Origin of the sequence: Yonghaparkia sp. Soil809 (assembly GCF_001429705.1) — a bacterium.
GTDB lineage: Bacteria > Actinomycetota > Actinomycetes > Actinomycetales > Microbacteriaceae > Microcella.
In genome coordinates, this window is record NZ_LMSV01000001.1 from 908,400 (window position 1) to 930,039 (window position 21,640).

24 protein-coding genes are annotated in these 21,640 nt (G+C 73.6%); 6 read left to right on the forward strand and 18 right to left on the reverse strand.

From position 1 onward, the window contains the following. Positions 1 to 152: 152 nt before the first annotated feature. Both ASG83_RS04410 and ASG83_RS04415 read left to right on the forward strand, forming a co-directional pair. Positions 153 to 1,049 (forward strand): LysR family transcriptional regulator, encoded by an 897-nt coding sequence (locus ASG83_RS04410; RefSeq protein ID WP_055857572.1) that lies wholly within the window; start codon positions 153 to 155, stop codon positions 1,047 to 1,049. Between the two features lie 84 nt (positions 1,050 to 1,133). Beyond that, positions 1,134 to 2,756 (forward strand): NAD(P)/FAD-dependent oxidoreductase, encoded by a 1,623-nt coding sequence (locus tag ASG83_RS04415; RefSeq protein ID WP_055857574.1) that lies wholly within the window; start codon positions 1,134 to 1,136, stop codon positions 2,754 to 2,756. 48 nt (positions 2,757 to 2,804) lie between these two features. Here the strand turns inward: ASG83_RS04415 and ASG83_RS04420 are convergent, their stop codons facing one another. The 6 genes from ASG83_RS04420 to ASG83_RS04445 all read right to left on the reverse strand — a co-directional run bounded on the left by ASG83_RS04420 (position 2,805) and on the right by ASG83_RS04445 (position 6,230). Beyond that, entirely contained in the window at positions 2,805 to 3,197 is a 393-nt protein-coding gene (locus ASG83_RS04420; RefSeq protein ID WP_055857576.1) for a hypothetical protein, read from the reverse strand. Further along, the gene (locus ASG83_RS04425; RefSeq protein WP_055857579.1) at positions 3,197 to 3,613 is read right to left on the reverse strand and encodes a YidH family protein; all 417 of its coding nucleotides are present in this window, start codon (positions 3,611 to 3,613) and stop codon (positions 3,197 to 3,199) included. Before ASG83_RS04425 ends, ASG83_RS04420 begins: the two co-directional genes overlap by 1 nt. 55 nt (positions 3,614 to 3,668) lie before the next feature. Continuing rightward, positions 3,669 to 4,211 carry a thioesterase family protein gene (locus ASG83_RS04430; RefSeq protein ID WP_055859272.1) on the reverse strand — a complete coding sequence of 181 codons (543 nt, stop codon included), beginning with the start codon at positions 4,209 to 4,211 and terminating at the stop codon, positions 3,669 to 3,671. 77 nt (positions 4,212 to 4,288) lie between these two features. Then, positions 4,289 to 5,344 carry a DNA-3-methyladenine glycosylase gene (locus tag ASG83_RS04435; RefSeq protein WP_055857581.1) on the reverse strand — a complete coding sequence of 352 codons (1,056 nt, stop codon included), beginning with the start codon at positions 5,342 to 5,344 and terminating at the stop codon, positions 4,289 to 4,291. Beyond that, entirely contained in the window at positions 5,341 to 5,739 is a 399-nt protein-coding gene (locus tag ASG83_RS04440; protein WP_055857583.1) for a PPOX class F420-dependent oxidoreductase, read from the reverse strand. Before ASG83_RS04440 ends, ASG83_RS04435 begins: the two co-directional genes overlap by 4 nt. A gap of 68 nt (positions 5,740 to 5,807) precedes the next feature. Beyond that, on the reverse strand, positions 5,808 to 6,230 hold the full coding sequence (locus ASG83_RS04445) for a DUF4190 domain-containing protein (protein WP_055857585.1): 423 nt from the start codon (positions 6,228 to 6,230) through the stop codon (positions 5,808 to 5,810). Positions 6,231 to 6,378: 148 nt separating this feature from the next. On the opposite strand from ASG83_RS04445, the gene ASG83_RS04450 reads away from it, so the two are divergent. The 3 genes from ASG83_RS04450 to ASG83_RS04460 all read left to right on the forward strand — a co-directional run bounded on the left by ASG83_RS04450 (position 6,379) and on the right by ASG83_RS04460 (position 9,534). After that, positions 6,379 to 7,404: a 6-phosphofructokinase gene (locus ASG83_RS04450; protein ID WP_055857587.1), complete on the forward strand. Its 1,026-nt coding sequence runs from the start codon at positions 6,379 to 6,381 to the stop codon at positions 7,402 to 7,404. A 117-nt stretch (positions 7,405 to 7,521) separates the two neighbouring features. Then, on the forward strand, positions 7,522 to 9,030 hold the full coding sequence (gene putP / locus ASG83_RS04455) for a sodium/proline symporter PutP (protein WP_055857589.1): 1,509 nt from the start codon (positions 7,522 to 7,524) through the stop codon (positions 9,028 to 9,030). Positions 9,031 to 9,135: 105 nt separating this feature from the next. After that, the gene (locus tag ASG83_RS04460) at positions 9,136 to 9,534 is read left to right on the forward strand and encodes a DUF1304 domain-containing protein (protein WP_055857591.1); all 399 of its coding nucleotides are present in this window, start codon (positions 9,136 to 9,138) and stop codon (positions 9,532 to 9,534) included. Between the two features lie 21 nt (positions 9,535 to 9,555). Here ASG83_RS04460 and ASG83_RS04465 read toward each other — a convergent pair whose 3' ends face one another. From ASG83_RS04465 to hemE, 11 genes are all read right to left on the reverse strand, one after another. Then, on the reverse strand, positions 9,556 to 10,392 hold the full coding sequence (locus tag ASG83_RS04465) for a uroporphyrinogen-III synthase (RefSeq protein WP_082514813.1): 837 nt from the start codon (positions 10,390 to 10,392) through the stop codon (positions 9,556 to 9,558). A gap of 53 nt (positions 10,393 to 10,445) precedes the next feature. Beyond that, positions 10,446 to 10,763, reverse strand: a complete 318-nt coding sequence (locus ASG83_RS04470; protein WP_156376708.1) for a DUF3618 domain-containing protein — start codon at positions 10,761 to 10,763, stop codon at positions 10,446 to 10,448. Positions 10,764 to 10,772: 9 nt separating this feature from the next. Next, the gene (locus ASG83_RS04475; RefSeq protein WP_055857593.1) at positions 10,773 to 11,189 is read right to left on the reverse strand and encodes a phage holin family protein; all 417 of its coding nucleotides are present in this window, start codon (positions 11,187 to 11,189) and stop codon (positions 10,773 to 10,775) included. Positions 11,190 to 11,208: 19 nt separating this feature from the next. Beyond that, positions 11,209 to 11,565, reverse strand: a complete 357-nt coding sequence (locus ASG83_RS04480) for a hypothetical protein (RefSeq protein ID WP_055857595.1) — start codon at positions 11,563 to 11,565, stop codon at positions 11,209 to 11,211. A gap of 406 nt (positions 11,566 to 11,971) precedes the next feature. Continuing rightward, positions 11,972 to 13,339 (reverse strand): glutamate-1-semialdehyde 2,1-aminomutase, encoded by a 1,368-nt coding sequence (locus ASG83_RS04485; RefSeq protein ID WP_055857597.1) that lies wholly within the window; start codon positions 13,337 to 13,339, stop codon positions 11,972 to 11,974. Continuing rightward, positions 13,336 to 14,322: a porphobilinogen synthase gene (hemB, locus tag ASG83_RS04490; protein ID WP_082599083.1), complete on the reverse strand. Its 987-nt coding sequence runs from the start codon at positions 14,320 to 14,322 to the stop codon at positions 13,336 to 13,338. The genes ASG83_RS04485 and hemB overlap by 4 nt, the downstream gene beginning before the upstream one ends. Beyond that, positions 14,319 to 15,290 (reverse strand): hydroxymethylbilane synthase, encoded by a 972-nt coding sequence (gene hemC, locus ASG83_RS04495; RefSeq protein WP_200959262.1) that lies wholly within the window; start codon positions 15,288 to 15,290, stop codon positions 14,319 to 14,321. Before hemC ends, hemB begins: the two co-directional genes overlap by 4 nt. After that, positions 15,287 to 16,429, reverse strand: a complete 1,143-nt coding sequence (locus ASG83_RS04500) for a ferrochelatase (protein WP_055859288.1) — start codon at positions 16,427 to 16,429, stop codon at positions 15,287 to 15,289. The genes hemC and ASG83_RS04500 overlap by 4 nt, the downstream gene beginning before the upstream one ends. Before the next feature lie 116 nt (positions 16,430 to 16,545). Beyond that, on the reverse strand, positions 16,546 to 17,211 hold the full coding sequence (hemQ, locus tag ASG83_RS04505) for a hydrogen peroxide-dependent heme synthase (RefSeq protein ID WP_369813376.1): 666 nt from the start codon (positions 17,209 to 17,211) through the stop codon (positions 16,546 to 16,548). Continuing rightward, on the reverse strand, positions 17,208 to 18,566 hold the full coding sequence (locus ASG83_RS04510; protein WP_055857601.1) for an NAD(P)/FAD-dependent oxidoreductase: 1,359 nt from the start codon (positions 18,564 to 18,566) through the stop codon (positions 17,208 to 17,210). Before ASG83_RS04510 ends, hemQ begins: the two co-directional genes overlap by 4 nt. Further along, the gene (gene hemE, locus ASG83_RS04515; RefSeq protein WP_055857603.1) at positions 18,566 to 19,630 is read right to left on the reverse strand and encodes a uroporphyrinogen decarboxylase; all 1,065 of its coding nucleotides are present in this window, start codon (positions 19,628 to 19,630) and stop codon (positions 18,566 to 18,568) included. The genes ASG83_RS04510 and hemE overlap by 1 nt, the downstream gene beginning before the upstream one ends. Before the next feature lie 116 nt (positions 19,631 to 19,746). Between hemE and ASG83_RS04520 the strand changes: the two genes are divergently transcribed. Further along, the gene (locus ASG83_RS04520) at positions 19,747 to 21,075 is read left to right on the forward strand and encodes a glutamyl-tRNA reductase (protein ID WP_082599084.1); all 1,329 of its coding nucleotides are present in this window, start codon (positions 19,747 to 19,749) and stop codon (positions 21,073 to 21,075) included. 21 nt (positions 21,076 to 21,096) lie between these two features. On the opposite strand, the gene ASG83_RS04525 is transcribed toward ASG83_RS04520, so the two are convergent. Next, positions 21,097 to 21,507: a hypothetical protein gene (locus ASG83_RS04525; RefSeq protein WP_055857605.1), complete on the reverse strand. Its 411-nt coding sequence runs from the start codon at positions 21,505 to 21,507 to the stop codon at positions 21,097 to 21,099. Positions 21,508 to 21,640 lie beyond the last annotated feature (133 nt).

A 21,640-nucleotide genomic window follows, 5' to 3' on the forward strand; every position in this document is an offset into this window, starting at 1 on the left:
TCAGCCTCCGTGCTGAGGGGCCTGGCCGTGCGCACACCGCACGGCGCCGCGGGGCCCGCTGAGTCTCAGTGTGCGCCGGGCGGCGCGTCGAGAAAAGCGAGCATTTGTGCACGGTACTGTTCGGCATACTCGAACGATTGACAGGAGGCCCTTTGCTTGATCTGCGCCGCCTGAGCCTGCTGCGCGAGGTGCAGCGCCGCGGCAGTCTGCACGCCGTCGCGCGCGCCCTCTCGTACAGCCCGTCGACGATCTCGCAGCAGCTCGCGCAGCTCGAGCTCGAGGCGGGGGTTCCCCTGCTCGAGCGCGTCGGCCGCGGCGTGCAGCTGACGCCGCAGGGCGAGCTGCTCGCCGAGGGTGCTGGCCGCGTTCTCGACGAGATGGAGCGCCTCGAATCGGCGCTCGGAGCATCCGTCGCCCTCGCCGCGGACGAGCCGCTGCGGGGCACCGTGCGGCTCGCGGTGTTCCAGTCGGCGGCGCTCGGCATCGTGCCCCGGGCGCTGTCGCTGCTCGAGGCGGAGCATCCGTCGCTGCGGGTCGAGGTGACCCAGCGCGAGCCCGAATCGGCGCTCGACGAGGTGTGGGCGCGCGAGTTCGACCTCGTCATCGCCGAGCAGTACCCCGCGCACGCCGCCCCGCTGCGGCGCGAGCTCGACCGCGTGCCGCTGCATCGCGACGCCCTGCGGCTGGGCGTGCGAGCGGATGCTGCGCTCACCTCGCTCGCCGACGCGGCCGACGCCGCCTGGGTCATGGAGCCGCGCGGCACCGCGTCGCGCCACTGGGCCGAGCAGCAGTGCCGGCTCGCCGGATTCGAGCCCGACGTGCGCTTCGAGACCGCCGACCTGCAGGCGCACGTGCGGCTCATCGAGGCCGGGCACGCCGTCGCGCTGCTGCCCGACCTGCTGTGGATGGGCGGGCGCGCGCCGGTGCGGCTCGTCGACCTGCCGGGGTCGCCCGAGCGCGAGGTGTTCACGGCCGCGCGCCGCTCGTCGGCGTCGCGCCCGGCGATCGTCGCGGTGCGCGAGGTGCTCGCGCGCGCGGTCGCGCCCTGAGCGCGCCCGCCCTCGCCGTCGTAGGCTGACGAGACCCGACCCGCGACGCCGCGGGTACGCACCGCCGCGAAGGAGCCCGAGCCCGTGACCCCGCCCACCGAGCGCCGCGACGTCGTCATCATCGGCGGAGGCCACAACGCCCTCGCCGCCGCCGCCTACCTGAGCCGCGCCGGCCTTGAGGTCGAGGTGCTCGAGCGCCTCGACGTGCTCGGCGGCGCCGCTGTCTCGGCCCAGGCCTTCCCCGGCGTGGATGCCCGGCTCAGCCGCTACTCGTACCTCGTGAGCATGCTCCCCCAGCGCATCATCGACGACCTCGGGCTGCGCATCCGCCTCGCGCCGCGTCGCTACTCGTCCTACACGCCGCTGCCCGGAACCGACCGCGGCCTCCTCGTCGACAACCACGACGCCACCGCGACCGCCGCATCCTTCGCCGCCCTCGAGGCGACCGCCGACGCCGAGGCGTGGGGCCGCTTCTACGAGGGCACGCAGCGCCTCGCCCGCGCACTCTTCCCGACGGTGACCGACCCGCTGCTGACGCGCAGCGAGGCGCGCGCGGCCGTCGCCGACAGAGCGGCATGGGATGCCCTCATCGAGCGCCCCGTGGGCGAGACGATCGAGCGCACCTTCGCCGACGATCTCGTACGCGGGGTCGTCTCCACCGACGCGCTCATCGGCACCTTCGCCCCGAACGTGGATGCCACCCTCAACGCCAACCGCTGCTTCCTCTACCACGTGATCGGCGGGGGCACGGGCGACTGGAACGTTCCCGTCGGCGGCATGGGCGCCGTGAGCGGCGAGCTCGCCCGGGCCGCGCGACTGGCCGGGAGCATCCTCACCACGAACGCCGACGTGACCGCGCTGAGCCCCGATCGCATCGTGACGGTGCGGCAGGGCGCGCCCAGCGGCAGCGCCCACAGCACAGGCGCCGACGCGACCGAGCGCCGCATCGCCGCCGACCACGTCCTCGTCGGCTGCTCGCCGCAGGAGCTCGCGCGCCTGCTCGCCGCGGGCGGCGCCGACGACGAGTTCGGGGCGGCCGCGCTCGACGCCGAGGGCGCCCAGGTCAAGGTGAACATGCTCCTGACCCGCCTGCCGCGCCTGCGCGACGCGAGGATCGACCCGGCGGCGGCGTTCGGCGGCACCTTCCACATCAACGAGACGTGGTCGCAGCTGCAGGCGGCCTACGATGCGGCGGCGGGCGGCTCAATACCCGACCCCATCCCCGCCGAGATCTACTGCCACTCGCTCACCGACCCGTCGATCCTGTCGCCCGAGCTCCAGGCCGCGGGAGCCCAGACCCTCACCGTCTTCGCCCTGCACACCCCCGACCGGCTCCTGACCGAGCGCACGAACGACGACATGCGCTCGCGGTTCGAGCGCGGCGTGCTCGACTCGCTGAACTCGGTTCTCGCCGAGCCCATCGAGCCGCTGCTCATGACCGACGGTGACGGCAACCCGTGCCTCGAGACGAAGACGACGCGCGACCTCGAGCACGCGCTGCGCCTGCCCGCGGGCAGCATCTTCCACGGCGACCTGTCGTGGCCGTGGGCGGAGGACGGCGCCGACCTCTCGACCCCCGCCTTGCGCTGGGGCGTCGACACAGGCCTGCCGGGCATCCTCTTCTGCGGCTCGGGCGCCCAGCGCGGCGGCGCGGTCTCCGCGATCGGCGGCCACAACGCGGCGATGGCGGTCCTCGAGAGCCGGTAGCGGTCGGATGCCCGGCGCGGCCCGCGCGCCGACGCCGGCTGCGACGCCCTACCCGTCGACGAGCGCGTAGGCGGCGAGCGCGACCCCGAGCAGCCCGGTCATGCCGAGCACGATGGCGCCCCGCACGATGTAGGCGTAGGGGTGGCGGTCCCCCGGGCGATGGCGCGAGACGCGCGGAGTCGTCGCGCCGACCAGCAGCCCGACGAGCGCGACGACGCCGGCCGCGATCGCGACGCCCGGCTCTCCGAGCCGGAAGGCGGTGAAGGCCGCGAACATCGCGACGAGCGCGGCGGCCGCCGACGTGCGCTGCCACGACAGCGAGGTGCGATTGGCCGGGCTCGCGCGGCGCACGAAGCCCGTGTCCGTCGAGGGCTCGCGCGCGACGGCGCGCTGCGCGTCGTCGGCGGGATCGGGCTCGCGCCGGGCATCCGCCGCCGTCATCAGACGCCCGTGAGCGCCTGGTACGCCGCGAATCCGGCGAGGAAGATCGCGACCGCGACGACGGCGCCGACGAGCCACGGCAGCGCGGAGGGCGGCGGAAGAGGCTCCTGGAGCCGCAGCGCTCGCTCGGTGCGACGCCAGCCGACGAGCGACCACACGGCGAGGAGGCCGCCGCCGAGGCTCGCGAGGCCCGCGATCGCGACGATGACGACGGGCAGGTCGCCGAAGCTCGCGAGCGTCGCGAGCGCCACGCCGCCCGCGACGAGCGCGAGGCCCGTGCGGATCCACGACAGGGCGGTGCGCTCGTTGGCGAGGCTCGCCTGCACGTCGGGCTCGGCGCCGACGCCGTAGACGGAGCGCGGCTTCCGGTCGTCGGGCTCGCTGCTGCGCGGGGCGCTCTTCTCGGGTTGGCTCACCCTCGAACCGTAGCGATCGGGCGGCGCCCGAGCCACCCCCTCGCCGGGCGGGCTCTCAGTCCCAGACGCTCGGCGTCGGCTCGCGGCGCGGCGGCAGGCTCGCGGCGGCGCTCCAGTGCGCGAGCCACTCGGGCAGCGCGTGGTCGTCGGGGTCGAGGCCGAAGAGCTCGGCGAGCTCGGGGATGGGCACGATGCCGCCGGACCTCTTGAGGAAGCGCGCCTTGATGACGCCGCGCGCGCACACCTCGCCGTCGCGCACGAAGCGCTGCTCGACGTAGCCGGCGACGTCGTCGAGGCCGACGATGCGGCTCTCGACCGTGAACCGCTGCCACGGCTCGAGCGAGCGGCGATACGTGATCGTCGAGCTCACAACGACGGGGTAATACCCGCGGCGGCGCAGCTCGGGCCAGACGCCCGACCGCGCCATGAGGTCGATGCGGCCGAGATCCATGATCGACAGGTACACGCCGTTGTTCATGTGGTTGAGCACGTCGAGGTCGGTGGGCAGCACGCGGAAGGCCGTGCGCGCGACATCGGTGGGGGCGAGCCGGGGCCCGAATCGCGAGCGGATGCTCAGCAGGAGCAGGCGGACGATCATGTTCACCCGGCCGACGCTAGACCTCGCGCGGCCGGGTGTCGCGCGGGCTGTGGCACCTCCACAGCCCGGGCCCGCGCTCAGTGCCGGCGGTGGTCCTGAATCGTCATGCGCGCCCCCTGCCGGGGTGCCGTCGAGCCGAGCGTCGCGATGAGCCGCACGATCCGCTGCCGGTGACCGGAGAACGGGGCGAGCAGCCGCACCATGCCGGGGTCGTCGGTACGCTCGCCCGTGAGCGCGTACCCGACGAGACCGGCGAGGTGGAAGTCGCCGACGCTGATCGCATCGGCGTCGCCGTGGGCGCGCTGGGTGATCTCGGCGGCGGTCCACTCCCCCAGGCCCGGGATCGACGTGAGCGCCGCGGCGACCGCGGGCCCGCCGCGGCCGAGGGCGAGGGTGCGCTCGAGCGCGGGAGCCACGGCCGCCACGCGGCGGATGGTGTGCATCCGCTGCGGGCCGACCCCCGCGGAGTGCCAGTCGTGGTCCGGGATGCTCCGCCACCGCTCGGGGTCCGGGATGACCCGCATGCCCTCCGGCGCGGGCCCCGGCACCGCCTCGCCGTGCTGCCGGATGAGCGTGCGCCACGCGCGTCGGGCCTCGACCCCCGTGACCTTCTGCTCGAGCACGGCCGCGACGGCCGAGTCGAGCACGATGCCCGTGCGCAGCAGCCGCAGCCCCGGGTGACGACGCCGCACGCGCGCGAGCCCGGCCACGACCTCGGGACCGATCGGGCTCGCGCCGGCACCCGCGCCCGCGCGGCCGGCGAGCGCTCCCGGCTCCAGCAGGGCGTCGAGCGCGCTCCAGTCGTCGCCCTCCCCGAGCAGCTCCGGCGCCTGCCGGAGGGACCACGCGGCGCCGGGGCCCCACGCCGCGAGCTCGACCTCGGTGGCCGCGATGCTCCCGGCGGCCGCCGCCCCCGCCCCGCCGGCGCCGGAGTCGGGGGCGGCCGAACGGCGGGCGAGCATCCGCACCAGGGCGATGCCCTCGGGAGTGCGCTGGGTGCGCCACGCGGCGCCGTCGGGCGTCCACTGGAGGGTCGGGTCGGCGTGCCCGCGGCGCAGGGGGAAGAGCGTCTGCCGCAGGTCGACCGGGCGACCCGGCGCGTAGAGGCCGGTCGCGTCGGGGGCGAGAGTCATCCCTGCGTGATGCGCAGCACGACCGAGGATCCGGCCGAGCGGCCCCTGACCTTCTGCAGCGCGCGGATCGCGGCGTACGCGGCGCCGTACTTCTCGCGGTACGCGCGGTCGAGCCGCTCGCGGGCCTCCGCGCTCTCGTCGACGATCGCGCGCCCCTCGACGACGGGAGCACCGGGGGTCGGCGCGCCGACGCGGTCGCACGCCTGCAGCGTGACGCGGGGCGTGTGACGGATGCGCTTGGTCTTCCCGGCGGACGCCGCCGTCGTGACGATGAGCGCGTCGCCATCGCGGCCCACCCAGACCGGGGTGGCGACGTCGACGCCCGACCGGCGCGTCGTCGTGAGCAGGACGTACTGCTCGTCGGCGAGGGAGAGGAAGGACGCGGCGTCGGTCATGGGGCGAAAACTAGCGGGGGCGGCTGAGCGCACGGTGCGCACGGCCGCCCCCGCGGGGTCGATGGAGCCTACGGGCAGTCGTAGGTGACGCCGTCGACCTCGAACGTGCCGGAGCCGAGCCCGTTGCAGGCCTCAGCGAGGCCGCCCACGAGAGCGAAGCCGCCCGCGATGAGGACGATCGCGAGGATGATGCCGAGAATCATGAACACGATGCTCAGCCAGATCGCGGCGGTCGCGAAGCCGTTGGAGTATCCGGCCGCCTTCGACTTGTTGCGCGCGATGATGCCGACGACGAGGCCTGCGATCGACACGAAGAAGGCGAGGATGAGCGCGACGATGCCGAGCGTGCGCCCCGGGTCCTCGCCGCTCGCGGCGCCGGGCGCCGGGTAGGGAGCCGCGGCGGGCGCGGGCGGAGCCGGCGGATACGTCGCGGGATTGCTCGAACCGGGGCCGGTCGAGTCGGGGGTGCCGGGGGTCGTGGGGTCGGTCATGCGCGTCTCCTGTCGCAGGCGGGGTGGCGGGCAGGAGCGCTGAGGCTCCCTCAGCGCGAACCCTAGCGGGCATCCGCCCCCTGCGACGGGGACTGTCGGTCACTGCTCGTTTTCGCACCGGGCCCGCTGACGCACTTAGATAGAGCTCATGCGTATTGGAATGCTCACCTCCGGCGGCGACGCTCCCGGCCTCAACGCCGTCATCCGCGGAGCCGTGCTCGTCGGCACGACCGTCCACACGCACGAGTTCGTCGGCTTCAAGGACGGCTGGAAGGGCCTCGTCGAGAACGACACTCTCCCGCTGTCGCGCCACGAGGTCAAGGGCATCAGCAAGCAGGGCGGCACGATCCTCGGTACGAGCCGCACGAACCCCTTCGAGGGCCGTGGCGGGGTCGAGCGCATCAACGAGGTCATGGCCGAGAACGGCCTCGATGCGCTCATCGCGATCGGCGGCGAGGGGACCCTCGCGGCCGCCAAGCGGCTGACGGATGCGGGGGTCAGGATCGTGGGCGTGCCCAAGACGGTCGACAACGACCTCGACGCCACCGACTACACCTTCGGCTTCGACACGGCCGTCGGCATCGCGACCGAGGCGATGGACCGCCTGCGCACCACGGGCGACGCCCACAACCGCTGCATGGTCGCCGAGGTCATGGGCCGCCACGTGGGCTGGATCGCCCTGCATTCGGGCATGGCCGCCGGCGCGCACGCGATCCTCATCCCCGAGCAGAAGACGAGCCTCGACCAGGTGGCCGAGTGGGTGCAGAGCGCCTACGACCGCGGGCGCGCGCCGCTCGTCGTCGTCGCCGAGGGCTTCACGCTGCCGGAGGACGACGAGCCGCACTCCGAGCGCGGACTCGACGCGTTCGGCCGCCCTCGCCTCGGCGGCATCGGCGAGCGCATCGCCCCGCTCATCGAGGAGCGCACGGGCATCGAGACGCGTGCGACGACGCTCGGGCACATCCAGCGCGGCGGCACCCCGAGCGCGTTCGACCGCGTGCTCGCCACGCGCCTCGGCATGGCCGCGATCACGGTCGTCAACGAGCACCAGTGGGGTCGCATGGTCGCCCTCCGCGGCACCGAGATCGTTCCTGTGCCGTTCGAGGAGGCGCTCGGGACCCTCAAGACGGTGCCGCAGTCGCGCTACGACGAGGCCGCGCTGCTCTTCGGCTAGACGCCCTCCTCGCGGTATCGAAAGCGAGAATTCCTCCGTCGGCATTCTCGGCCTTTGTTAGGCTGATCGTTCGTGTGCGCAATCGTGTGCGTGCGCCAACAACCAAGGAGAAACGTCATGTCCGACGAGATTTATCAGATCGGCGCGATCGTCATCTATTTCGCGGTGATGCTTGCTATCGGTTACTACGCGTACAGGAAGACCGAATCCCACGAGGATTACCTGCTGGCCGGTCGGAAGCTTCCGCCCTGGGCCGCGGCGCTCAGCGCGGGCGCTTCCGACATGTCGGGGTGGATCATGCTCGGCCTCCCCGGCGCGATCTTCGCCGTCGGTCTCATCGAGGGCTGGATCGCCGTGGGCCTCACGATCGGCGCGTACCTGAACTGGAAGTTCGTCGCCCCGCGTCTGCGCGCCTACACCGAGCGCTCGCGCAACTCGATCACGGTGCCGAGCTTCTTCGAGAACCGCCTGCGCGATACGAGCCGCGTGCTCCGGATCGCGTCAGGTCTCGTGATCCTCGTCTTCTTCACGTTCTACGTGGCGTCGATGATGGTCGCCGGCGGCGTCTTCTTCGAGCAGTCGTTCGGATCGACCTACCTCACCGGCATGATGATCGTCGCCGGCGTCACCCTCGCCTACACGCTGTTCGGCGGGTTCCTCGGCGCGTCGCTGACCGACGTCGCGCAGGGCCTGATCATGCTGATCGCGCTGATCCTGCTGCCCGTCATGGCGGTGGTGACGATGGGCGGGCTCGGGCCGACCGTCGACGAGCTGACTCGCGTCGCCCCCGATCACCTGTCGCTTCTCGGTGGCTCAGCGCTCACCGGCGCCACCGTGATCGCTCTCGTCTCGTCGCTGTCCTGGGGTCTGGGCTACTTCGGCCAGCCGCACATCATCGTGCGCTTCATGGCGCTGAAGGACGTGGCAGCCGTCACGCCCGCTCGCCGCATCGGCATGAGCTGGATGATCCTCTCCCTGGTCGGCGCCGTGGCCGGCGGTCTCGCGGGCCTCGCCTTCTTCTCGAGCCGCGGAACCGTAATCGACGATCCCGAGACGGTGGTGCTGATCCTGGCCCAGACCCTGCTGCACCCCCTCGTCGCGGGCCTCGTGCTCGCCGCCGTGCTCGCCGCGATCATGAGCACGGTGTCGAGCCAGCTCATCGTGTGCTCGTCGGTGCTCGTCGAAGACCTCTACAAGGTCGTCGCGAAGACCGAGCCCTCGTCTCGGTTCCTGGTCATGATGGGCCGCGTGTGCGTGCTCCTCGTCGCGGCCATCGGACTCGTGATCGCGCTCGACCCGGAGGGGACGATTCTCGAGCTGGTCGGCTTCGCGTGGGCCGGCTTCGGCGCCGCGTTCGGCCCGCTCGTGCTGCTCTCGCTCTTCTGGCGCAAGCTCACCAACTGGGGTGCGCTGAGCGGCATGATCGTCGGCGCCGCCACGGTGTTCATCTGGGACGCCCTGGGCTTCGAGCTCTACGAGATCATCCCGGGCTTCATCGCGAGCCTCGTGGTCACCGTCGCCGTCAGCCTCGCCACCTTCCGCTCGAACGCGGAAGTCATCGAGGAGTTCGACGACGCGGTCGCGATGACCGCGTCGGTGCCGACCGTCAGGGCCGGCCAGCGGTAGGCCGCATCGAGCGTCGGGGGCCGGGCGCGCGCCGCGCGCTCGGCCCCTCGTCGCGAGGTCTCGCGCGACGAGGGGCCGAGCGCCTCGTCGGCTAGCCTCGCGGGCATGACCCCGTTCAGCGCCATCGGCCTCATCGCGGCCGTGCTCGCCGCCGCCCTGCACATCGGATTCTTCGTGCTCGAGTCGCTCGCGTTCTCTCGCCCGAGGGTCCGGCGGATGTTCGGCGTGCGGGTCGAGGACGACTCCCGCCCGTTGCGGCTCTTCGCCGCGAATCAGGGCGTCTACAACCTCGCGCTCGCGGCGGCGGCGGTCGTCGGCGTCGGCACCGCCTGGAACGGCGACCTCGCGCTCGGCGTCGGCATCGCGGCGAGCGCGCTCGCCGTCATGGTCGTCGCGGCTCTCGCGCTCGCGATCTCGGCGCCGCGATTGTGGGCCGGGGCCGTCATCCAGGGCGCGCCCGCCGCGGTGGGTCTCGCGGGCATCCTCACGCTGCTGCCTGCCTGAGCGGGCTCCGCGTCGCGGACGCTACGGGATGACGGGCGGTCGGCGGTCGTCCGGGTCCATCGCGAACTCGGCGAGCGCCCGGATGAGCGCCTGCGCGGAGCGCTCCTCGGCGATGCGGTCGACGCGCAGGCCCGCCGCGCGCGCATCGAACGCGGTGCGCGGCCCGATGCAGACGACGACCGTCGACTCCGGCAGCGGGGCGAACTGGTCGGCGATCTGACGCGCGACGCTGCCCGAGCTCACGAGGAGCGCGCGGATGCGCCCCTCGGCGACGTCCTCCACGACGGATGCCGGGGCCGAGACCCCGACGGTGCGGTACGCGCTCACGAACCGCGCCACGACCCCGCGCTCGCGCAGTCCGCTGACGAGAGTCGGCTCGGCGATCTCGGACTGCGGCACAAGCACCTCGCCGTCGGTCGCCTCGCCCGGCCACTCCTTGACGAGACCGCGCGCCGAGTGGTCGCTCGGCACGAAGTGCACGGGGTACCCGGCGAGCTGCAGCGCGTTGGCCGTCGTCTCCCCGACCGCGGCGACGCGCGTGGTCTCGGGCAGACGGACTCCCTGGCTCATGAGCACGTCGACCGTCGTGGCGCTCGTCACGACGAGCCACGCGTAGCCGCCCTCGCGGAGGCGGTCCAGCTCGGCGGCCAGCTCGTCGGGGTCCTCGGTGCCGGCGAAGTTGATGAGCGGCGCGATGACCGGCGCGGCACCGAGGGCGCGAAGCCCGGCGGAGATGCCGTCGCCCCATTTGCCCCCGCGGGGCACGAGCACGCGCCAACCGAGCAGGGGTTTGATCACCGGCAGCGCACCGGTGGGGGTGCGGTCGATGATGGTCGCATCTCGGGCTGAGGAGGACATCTCTTTCATTGTCACCCCAACCCGCGATGCGACCTAATCGACCATCGCGACGCTCAGTCGTCCGAGAAGATCGCCCACGCGACGAGGCCGATGACGCCGACGGCGACCGCGGTCGCGCCGATGATCCACGGCACGGGGTTCTCCTCGTACGAGCGCTGCACGCGCTCGGCGACCTCGTCCGTGCGCTTCTTGACGTCGAACTTGTCCTCGATCGCGTCGAGGGTCTGCTCGAGCTTGAGGCGGGTCGCCTCCACGGAGTCGGTCACGGCTGCCTTCGCATTCTCGAGCGCACTCGGGTCGGAGCCGACCGGAGCCGCGCTCGCCGGCGTGGTGTACGGGGTGGCGGTGGTGGGGTTCGTGGAATCAGTCATGATGCTCCTCTACTTCCTCTGTCCGCGCACCGCGCGGACGTCATCCTTGACACTCTCGATGGTGTCGGTGGGGGTCGGGGGCATGCCCCGTTTGAGACTGCGGATGCCGGCTGCGGCGACGATGGCGGCGATGATGAGCAGCACGACGCCGATGATGAGGGCCGCGGCCCACGGGGGCAGCACGAGCGAGAGCGCGAGCACTCCGGCGGCGATGAGCACGAGCGCCGCGAAGAACGCGACGACGCCCGCACCGACCAGCAGGCCCGCGCCGATGCCGGCGGCCTTGAGCTTGCCCGCGATCTCGGCCTTGAGCGACGCGATCTCCGCGCGCACGAGGTCGCCGATGAGCCGGGGGACGTCAGCGATCAGCGCGAACAGCCCGCGGCGCTCGGCGGCGGGGGACGGAGTCGTGCGGGGGGTCGTCATGGGCGCACCTCCGCCGGGGTCAGGACGAGCTCGACGAGCCCGAGCTCGAGCTGGTCGAGCCGGTCGACGACGAGCCGCTCTTCGAGGCGGCCGAGCCGCTCTTCGCCGTGGTCGCGCCGCTCCTGCTCGCGGTGGAGCTCTTGCGGCCGGTGACGGTCGAGGCGGCCTTCTTGGCGTTGCCGCTGACGAACTCGGCGACCTCGGGGGCCTTCTCCTTGACGAAGTCCTCGACCTGGTCGACGCGCTCCTGCACGCGAGGGTCGTTCCAGAACTTCGCGGCGGTGCGGGAGATCTGCTCGTACTTCTCGCGCCCCGCCTTGGTTCCGAACACGTAGCCGACACCGAGGCCGGTCAGGAACAGGATCTTTCCGCGCATAGTCGTACTCCTCTTTCTCCACTGGGCCTGCGGGCCGGATTCGGGGCCCGCGGGACCTCCCCAGAGTAGTCGGGCGCGGTCGGGGCGTGAAGGAGACATGGAGCCCATTCCCAGACGCCGTCTCGCGCCGCAGCCCCCGACGCTGCCCCCGACGCTGGTCGCGCGGTCGCCCGAGCGCGCTGGAGCGCGGGCCGGGCCGCGGCGGCCGCGCGCGCCGGCGGCGCCGCCGCGCGCGCCGCGGCCCGCGGGCAGTCGGGCGCGATGCGCAACTCAGGAACATCGGCCCGACGACGCCGTGATCGCCGGCTGCCTGACGGCCCCCGCCTCGCCCGTTCCTGAGTTGCGCATCGGCGACGCGAGCGCCGATGGTCGCACGGTCGCGCGCGACAGCGCAGGCCGGGCCGCGCTACAGCGCGGGCGTCGCGGCCGCGGCCGCGCGCGCCGCCGGCGTCGCCGCCGCGAGCACGCGCTCGACCGCCGCGTCGTCGTGCGCCGCCGAGACGAACCATGCCTCGTAGACGCTCGGCGGCAGCGAGACGCCGTGCTCGAGCATCGCGTGGAAGAACGGTCCGAACCGCCAGGTGTCCTGCGCCTGCGCCTCGGCGTAGTTCTGGGGGGCGGTGTCGCGGAAGAAGATCGAGAACTGCGAGCCCGCCCAGGCGACGGTGTGGGCGACGCCCTCCGCCGACAGGGCGCTCGACAGCCCGTCGGCGATCGTGCGGGCGACGCGCGGCAGGTGCTCGTACACCTCGGAGCCCGCGCCGCGCAGCATCGCGGCGCCCGTCGCGACAGCGACCGGGTTCCCGCTCAGCGTGCCCGCCTGGTACACGGGCCCGAGCGGCGCGAGCAGGTCGAGGATCTCGGCGCGACCGCCGAGGCCCGCGAGCGGCAGGCCTCCGCCGATGATCTTGCCGAACGTCGTGAGGTCGGCGTCGTAGGGCGTGCCCTCGGCCTCCTCGAGCCCCCACCAGCCGGCGGCCGTCGAGCGGAAGCCCGTCATGACCTCGTCGGCGATGAGCAGCGCGCCGTGCGCGTGAGCGGTGTCGGCGAGCAGCCTGTTGAAGCCGGGCTTCGGCGGCACGACCCCCATGTTGGCGGCGGCGGCTTCGGTGATGACCGCGGCGATGCGATCGCCGTGTGCGGCGAACACCTCGGCCAGGGCATCCTCGTCGTTGTAGGGGATGACGATCGTCTGGGCGGCCGTCTCGGGGGTGATGCCCGCGGAGCCGGGGATGCCGAGCGTCGCGATGCCCGAGCCCGCCTCCGACAGCAGCGAGTCCGAGTGGCCGTGGTAGTGCCCCGCGAACTTCACGAGCAGCGGCCGCCCGGTCGCGCCGCGCGCGAGCCGGATCGCCGTCATGGTCGCCTCGGTGCCGGTCGAGACGAGCCGCAGCTTCTCGATGCCGCGGCGCTCGGTGCCGTCGGGGCCGGTCAGCGCCAGCCGGTCGAGCACGAGCTCGGCGAGCTCCACCTCGCCCGTCGACGCGGCGCCGAATCCGAGACCGCGGCCGACGGCCGCGTGGGCGGCGGCGATGACGTCGGGATGCGCGTGGCCCAGCAGCGCCGGACCCCACTGCCCCACGAGGTCGACGTACTCGGTGCCCTCCACGTCGGTCACGTACGGGCCGTGGCCGCTCGCGAGGAAGACGGGCGTGCCGCCGACGGAGCGGAACGCGCGCACGGGCGAGTTGACGCCGCCGGGCGTGACGACGAGCGCGCGCTCGAAGGCCTCGGCGTTGGTGGTCGGCGTGCGGCCCGAGATGAAGCGGGTCATGAGATGAGTCCCTTCTCGGCGAGGTCGAGCGCCGCGTAGCTGAGCGCGGCGTCGGCGCCCGCCCGGCGGATCGAGGTGAGCGCCTCGAGCTGCGCGCGGTCGCCGTCGATCCAGCCGTTCTGCGCGGCGGCGGCGATCATCGCGTACTCGCCCGAGACCATGTACGCCCAGACGGGCACGGTCGTGACGTCGGCGACCTGCCGCAGCACGTCGAGGTAGGCCAGCGCGGGCTTCACCATGACGATGTCGGCGCCCTCGTCGAGGTCGAGCAGCGCCTCGCGAAGCCCCTCGCGCCCGTTGGCGGGGTCGAGCTGGTACGTGCGGCGGTCGCCCTGCAGCTGCGACTCGACCGCGTCGCGGAACGGCCCGTAGAACGCCGAGGCGTACTTCGCCGAGTAGGCGAGCAGGGCGACATCGGAGAAGCCCGCCTCATCGAGCGCGGCGCGGGCGACGGCGGTCTGGCCGTCCATCATGCCGCTCAAGCCCAGCACCTGAGCGCCCGCCTGCGCCTGCGCGACGGCCATGTCGGCGTAGCGCTCGAGCGTGGCGTCGTTGTCGACGCGGCCACGGGCATCCAGGACCCCGCAGTGACCGTGGTCGGTGAACTCGTCGAGGCAGAGGTCGGTCTGCACCACGAGGGCGTCGCCGACCTCGGCGGCGAGCGCTCGGGCGGCGACGTTGAGGATGCCCTCGGGGTCGGTCGCGCCCGACCCGATCGCGTCGCGCACGGCGGGCACGCCGAAGAGCATGACGCCGCCGAGCCCGGCCTCGGCCGCGCGCACGGCGATCGCGCGCAGGCTGTCGAGCGAGTGCTGCTCGACGCCGGGCATCGAGGCGATGGGCTGCGCGTCCGTCGCGCCCTCGCGCACGAAGAGCGGCAGCACGAGGTGACGGGGCCGCAGATCGGTCTCGCTCACGAGCCGCCGCATCGCCGCGCTCTGCCGCAGACGGCGGGGGCGGATGCTCGGGCCGAGATCGCTCACTTGTCGCCTCCGAGAGGGGCGAGTTCCGCTGCCCCGTTCGCGAGCAGCTCGTCGGCGACGCGCGCGGCGAGATCCTCGGCGGGGTCGTCGGCGTCGTCGATGTAGAGCGCGTGCGCGCTCGAGACCTGGTCGCCCTCGGGCGAGTAGACGCGCGAGGCGAGGAACATCATGTCGCCGTCGATGAACGCGTGGGCGCCGAGCGGCGCTGAGCAGCCGGCCTCGAGGCGGCGGAGCACCGCGCGCTCCGCCTCGACCGCGAGCCGCGTCGAGCGGTGATCGAGTGCGAGGAGGGCCTTCTTGAGCGGGCCGCTGAGATCGCGACGGGTCTCGACAGCGAGGGCTCCCTGACCGGGCGCGGTCGGCCATCCGTCGATGCCCAGATATTCGGTGACGACGTCGAGGCGCCCGAGGCGCTCGAGCCCCGCGGCGGCGAGGATGACCGCGTCGAGGTCGGCCGTCATGGCCTCGATCGGCGAGCCGTCGGCGGCGGCTCCGGCCTCGCGGCCCAGGACGCGCGCGAGTCGAGTGTCGACGTTGCCGCGCAGCTCGACGACCTCGAGGTCGGGGAACCGGCGGCGCAGCTGGGCCTGGCGGCGGGGCGAGCCCGTGCCGACCTTCGAGCCCGCGGGCAGGTCGGCGAGTGCGATGCCGTCCCGCACGATCGCCGCGTCGCGCGCGTCGGCCCGCTTCGGCATCGCCGCGACCATGAGCCCCGGGTGCGGTGTCGTCGGGAGGTCCTTGAGCGAGTGCACGACGACGTCGCACTCCTCGGCGAGGAGCGACTCGCGCACGGCGGCGACGAACACGCCCACCCCGCCCATCGATGCGAGCGGCGCCGTCGAGACGTCGCCGTGCGTCGTGATGCGCACGAGCTCGACCTCCTCCCCCGTGCGGGCCGCGATCGAGTCGGCGACGCGCTGCGACTGCGCGAGCGCGAGTGCGCTGCCGCGCGTGCCGAGCCGGATCACGGCTGCAGGCCCGAGATGGCGGGCTTGAAGCCCGCGCGCACGTTCTCGCAGCAGCCGGGGCGGCACACGTCGTACCAGGGGCCGAGGGTCGTCTCGCGCACGCGCTCGTTCTTCGCGGCGCCGCGCAGGCGCTCCTCGACGAGGTCGATGAGTCCGCTCACGTAGACGGGATCGACGCCGGGGGTCGGCACGCGGAGGGCGCGCAGCCCGTGCTCCTCGCACGTCTCCATCGCCTCGGTGTCGAGATCCCACATGACCTCCATGTGGTCGCTCACGAACCCGACGGGCACCATGACGATCGCGGTCGCGCCGGCGGCGGCGTGGTGGAGAATCGCGTCGTTGATGTCGGGCTCGAGCCACGGCTGCGTCGGGGGGCCCGATCGGCTCTGGTAGACGAGCTGCCAGTCGACGTCGAGGATGTCGGCGCCCTCCGCGCGCAGCTCGGCGAGCGCCTTGCGCATGATGACCTCGCTCACCGCGAGGTGCTGCGCGGCGTAGGCTCCGCCCTCGCCCCAGTCCACGTCGCGCGGGCCGCTGCGCTCGGCGTCGGAGGTCGGGATGCTGTGGGTCGCGAACAGGACGCGGGTCGTCGCGAGGTCGGCGCCCTCCGCGAGGAGCGTGCGCAGGGCATCCACGACACCGGTCACGAACGGGGCGACGAAGCCCGGCGCGTCGAAGAACTGGCCGACCTTGTCGATGCGCACCTGGCCCCAGAGGCCCGTCGCGTCGAGGGCCTTCGCGAAGTCCTCGCGGTACTGGCGGCAGCTCGAGAAGCTCGAGTAGGCGCTCGTCGCGAGGCCGAGGATCGTGCGGTGGCCGTCGTCGAAGGCCTCCTGCAGCGCCTCGGGGAGGTACGGGTCCCAGTTGCGATTGCCCCAGTAGATGGGGATGCCCAGGCCGCGGCGGTCGGCCTCGGCCTGCAGCGCCGCCTGCAGCTGACGGTTCTGCTCGTTGATCGGGCTCACGCCGCCGAAGTGGCGGTAATGGTGCGCGACCTCCTCGAGGCGCTCGTCGGGGATGCCGCGGCCGCTCGTGACGTTGCGCAGGAACGGGATGACGTCGTCCTGGCCCTCGGGGCCGCCGAAGCCGGCGAGGATGACGGCGTCGTAGGCGACGCCCTCCTCGACGTGGCCGGGCACGGCGTACTTCTGCGCGGTGTCGGTCGCCGCGCGGGCGAACTGCTCGCCCTCGTAGCGGCCGTCGGTCAGGTCGACGACGACGGCGAGACCGTCGGGGCCGAGTCCGTTAGTGATCGTCACTTGATGACCTCCAGGATCTGAGCGTCGAGCGCGTCGTCGTCGAGTCGACGGCCGGTGTAGAAGGGCACCTCTTCGCGCACGTGGCGGCGCGCCTCGGTGTAGCGCAGGTCGCGCATCATGTCGACGAGGTCGAGCAGCTCGTCGCTCTCGAGGCCGAGCAGCCACTCGTAGTCGCCGAGCGCGAAGCTCGCGACGGTGTTGGCGAGCACGCCCGTGAAGGCGCTGCCCTTGCGACCGTGCTCGGCGAGCATGTCGCGGCGCTCCTCCTCCGGCAGCAGGTACCACTCGTACGAGCGCACGAAGGGGTACACGCAGAGCCAGCCCTTGGGCTCCTTGCCGAGCATGAACGCGGGGGCGTGGCTGCGGCTGAACTCGGCCTGCACGTGGACGCCCATGGCGTTCCACGTCGGCAGCAGGCTGCTGAGCAGCTCGGCGCGGCGCAGCGTGCGCACGGCGGCCTGGATCTTGTCGGGGTCGGGGCCGTGCAGCCACAGCATGATGTCGGCGTCGGAGTGCAGCCCGCTCACGTCGTACACGCCGCGCACGGTCACGCCGTCAGCGGCGACCGCGGCGACGGCCTCCTGCACGCCGCCGCCGCTCGCGGGGCGGTGCGGGTCGCGCCGCAGCACGACGTAGACGGTGTAGGCGAGCTGATCGCTCACGATGCGGTCCTTTCAGTGGATGCTGCGGGGTCGGTGCTGCTGCCGGCCGCCGCCTCGGGGGCGGGCGGGCCGATGATCTCGGCGAGACGGTGGGCGTGGTCGATGACGCTCGCGAGCCCCGTGCCCGACACCTGCTCACCGGTGATGGGGATGCCCGGCGCGGCCTCGAAGCGGCCGGCGCGCAGCCACGTGGTCGCCTCGGCCGCGACGACCGCGATCTCGGGGATCCTCACGCCGAGCAGCAGCTCGGCGTCGCGCCGGGCGGTGTCGGCGCTCGGCAGGCTCTCGTAGCTGAGCCGCAGCACTTCGCGCCCCGCGGCGGCCTCGCGCACCCAGGCCCACTTCGCGCTCACGTGCGTGAGGGCGCGAGCGGTGACGTCGGTGCCGCGCGCGACGAGCACGCCGGTGCCGCGCGGGTTCTCGGCGAGCGCGCGCGCCGCGTCGGTGCCGGCCTCGATCACGAGGGTCATGAGATGAGTCGCGGTGCGAGTCGCGGCACGGCCGTCGGCGGGGTCGACGAGGCCGGGCGCGGCGACGACGACGAGGCCCTCGCGCACCTCGCCCTCGGGCTCGTCCGCGTCGTCGGCGTCCGGATCGATCGCGAGCACGACGCGATCGGCGTGCACCTCGGCGACGCGCACGCCGTACTCGACGGTCACGCCGTAGCGGTCGAGCTCGGCGAGCAGCGCGTCCACGAGCATCCCCATGCCGCCCGCGAGGCCGGCGACGAGCGAGCCGGCGGGGGCGTCGGTGCGCAGTCGCGCGACGGCGCGGGCGAGCGAGTTCTCGCGCAGCAGGTGGTGCACGAGCCCGGGGGCGACGCTCACGGGGAGCTCGTCGGGGTGCTTGGAGTGGATCCCCTCGACGACGGGCGCGACGAGCTGCTCGAGAATTCCGTCGCCCATGCGCCGCCGCACGAGCTCGCCGAGCGTGGCCGACTTCGCGCCGACGGGGCCGGGGAGCAGGGCATCCGTCATGCCGCGCCAGGCCGCCCGGCGGCCGACGACCGCGACGACGTCCTCGGCGAGCGGCGCCGACGGGATGCCCAGGAGGCTCACCGCGGGCAGCGGCACCGTCGTGCCCGTGCGGGCGTGCAGCCACGCGGGGGCGTCGAGCGGAGCGACGACTCGATCGGCGATGCCGAGGCGCTCGAGGTAGGTGCGCACGGTGCCGCCGCGCGTCGCGAACGCCTCGGCCCCCGCGTCGAGCGGGATGCCCGCGATCGTCTTCCGCAGGAGCTGGCCGCCCGCGCGGTCGTCCGCCTCGAGCACGCGCACGCGGTGTCCCTGCAGCACGAGCTCGCGCGCCACCACGAGGCCCGCGATGCCGGCGCCGACGACGAGGGTCTCGCGCATCAGTCGGACTGCTCTCCGTGGATGTAGCGCACGAGGCGCGTGAGCACGTCGGGGTCGGTCTCGGGCGGGACGCCGTGGCCGAGGTTGACGACGTGCGCGGGGGCCGAGCGGCCGCGGTCGAGGACGGAGTCGACGTGCGCGCGCAGCGTCGGCCAGGGTGCGCCGAGGAGGGCCGGGTCGATGTTGCCCTGCAGCGGGACGTCGCCGCCGAGGATCTCGGAGGCCTCGTCGAGCGGCAGGCGCCAGTCGATGCCGATCGCGTCGACGCCGAGGCCGCGGATCTCGCGGAGGATCCGGTCGGTGCCGAGGCCGAAGTGCACCTGCGGCACGTCGAGGCCGCGCAGGTGGTCGAGCGCGCGCTTGGAGTGCGGGGCGACGCGACGCAGGTAGTCGTTCTGCGACACCGAGCCGATCCACGAGTCGAAGAGCTGCGCGGCGCTCGCGCCCGCCTCGACCTGGGCGCGCAGGAACTCGCCCGTGACGTCGGCGCACCAGTTGAGGAGCGCCGCCCACGTGTGCGGGTCGCTGTGCATGAGGGCCCGCGCCCGCATCTGGTCCTTCGACGGCCCGCCCTCGACGAGGTAGGCCGCGAGCGTGAAGGGGGCGCCGGCGAAGCCGATGAGCGGCGTCGAGCCGAGCTGCTCGACCGTCAGCGCGACCGCCTCGCGCACGGGGTCGAGCGAGGCGGGGTCGATCGGGCGGAGCTTGAGCACGTCGCTCGCGGTGCGGACGGGCTCGTCGATCACGGGGCCGCGACCGCCGACGATGCGCACGTCGACGCCCGCGAGCAGCACGGGAACGACGATGTCGCTGAAGAAGATGCCCGCGTCGACGCCGTGGCGCCGCACCGGCTGCAGGGTGATCTCGCTCGCCATCGCGGGCGTCAGGCAGGCCTGCAGCATGTCGCCGCCGGCCCGCAGCTCGCGGTACTCCGGCAGGGAGCGGCCGGCCTGGCGCATGAACCAGACGGGGGTGCGCTCGGGGCGGTCGCCGCGGTACGCGCGGATGAGCGGAGCGTTCGCCGTGCGACCGTCGACAAGAGGATGGGAGGGGCTCAACGGCACCCGTCAAGGATAGGCGCTGGAATCCGAGAGTCCTCCGGGCGGAGGCGCGGTCGGCGCCGACGGGCGGCGCCCCCGCCCCGGCGGTTCACCCAGCCGACGCGCCGTAGAATCGGGTCGTGCTCCTGTGCGTCACCGCCAACCATCGCAACACGCCGTTCGAGGTCCTCGAGCGGCTCGCGGTCGACGCCGAGGCGCTCACAGGGGCCGTCCGCGGTTCCGACCCCGCCGTCCGCGGGGCGATCACCGTCGCGACCTGCAACCGCCTCGAGGTCTACCTCGACGTCGACGCCCCCGCCGACGCGACGCCGGAGGACGCCCACGCGATCGCCCGCGACTCCGTCTCGCGCGCCCTCCGCTCCCTGGGCGAGGATGCCCCCCACGAGGTCTCCGCGACCGCCGAGGTCCTCGACTCCCCCGCCGCCGTGCACCACCTCTTCGCCGTCTCGGCCGGGCTCGAGTCGGTCGCCGTGGGCGAGGAGGAGATCGCCGGGCAGGTGCGCCGGGCCGCTCAGGCGGCTCGCGCGAGCGGAGCATCCACTGGTCGCCTCGATCGCGTCTTCCAGGAGGCGATCCGCACCGCCCGCGCCGCGCGGGCGCAGGGCGATGCGAGCCGCACGGGTCGCAGCCTCGCCCGCCTCGCGCTCGACCTCGTCGGCAGCCGCCTCGCCGACTGGAGCTCGGCGCGCGTCGTGCTCGTCGGCACGGGCCGCTACGCGGCGACCACCGTCGCGGCACTGCGCGACCGCGGCGCCGAGCGCATCACCGTCTACTCGCCGAGCGGGCGCGCTCAGGTCTTCGGCACGCGCCACGGCCTCGACTGGACGAACGACCTGACGACCGCGATGAGCGGGGCGGATGTCGTCATCACGTGCACGACGCGGCTGAGCCTCTCCGCGGCGGACGTCCCCGCCGAGGCGCCCGCGTACGTCGTCGACCTCGGGCTGCCCCGCAACGTCGACGCCGCGGTCGGCGAGATCGACGGCGTCACGCTCCTCGACCTCGAGACGATCCGTCTCCACGCGCCCCTCGTGCACTGGTCGGCGGAGGAGGAGGCGCGCAGCGTCGTCGCCGAGTCGGCCCACGCCTTCGTCACCGCCGCCGCCGTGGAGCCGTCGATCGTCGCGCTTCGTCAGCACGTCCTCGGGCTCGTCGACGAGGAGATCGAGCGGGCCCGCCGCCGCGGCGATGCCGACGGCCGCGTCGAGGAGGCCCTGCGCCACCTCACGAGCGTCTTCCTGCACACACCCTCGACGCTCGCGCGCCGGCACGCGGTCGCGGGTCGCGGAGTGGATGTGGCCGCCGCGATCGAGACCCTCTTCGGGATCCCGGTCGCGCGACCGGCGACGGCCGCGGGCTCGCTCGCGTCGCCCGTCGCGCCCGCGGTCGCCGCGCCGATCGCCTCGCCGGCGCAGCACCACGACCTCGGGTCGGCCGCGACGGCGTAGCCCGGCCCGATCGGCCGAGGTTCAGGCGGTGACGCGCTCGAGCATCGAGAGCAGCGCGAGCCCGTAGGCCTCGGGCGCCGACACGCTCGCGAACGCCGACTCTGCGCCATCCCCGTCTCGGAGCACCACGCGATACTCGTCGCCCTCGCGCTCGAGGCGCACGAACGCTCCGCGGAGCAGGTCGCGCAGCTGGTCCTCGCGGGGCAGCCACAGCGCGTCGTCGAGCGCCACGGAGTCGAGCGCCCACTCGGTCGTGCCGTTGAAGCCGAGGACGGTGCCGGTGGCGTACTCGTGGGGCTCGATAGTGAGGTCGCTGACGGTGAAGACCTCCGCGTCGAACTCGGAGCGGTCGATCTGGAAGCGGTCGCCGGAGGCGGGCTTCCAGCGCAGGCCCGCGTCGCGCAGCAGGCGGGCGAGGGAGGTGCTGATCACGCGGTGATGCTGACACGCAGAACCGGGTGCCGCCTGAGCGGCACCCGGTCCTGTGATGCGTATCCGAGCGGGGTACTAGCCCTGGATTCGGACAGCCTCCCGGCGACGAGCGACCACGAGACCGGTACCGGCC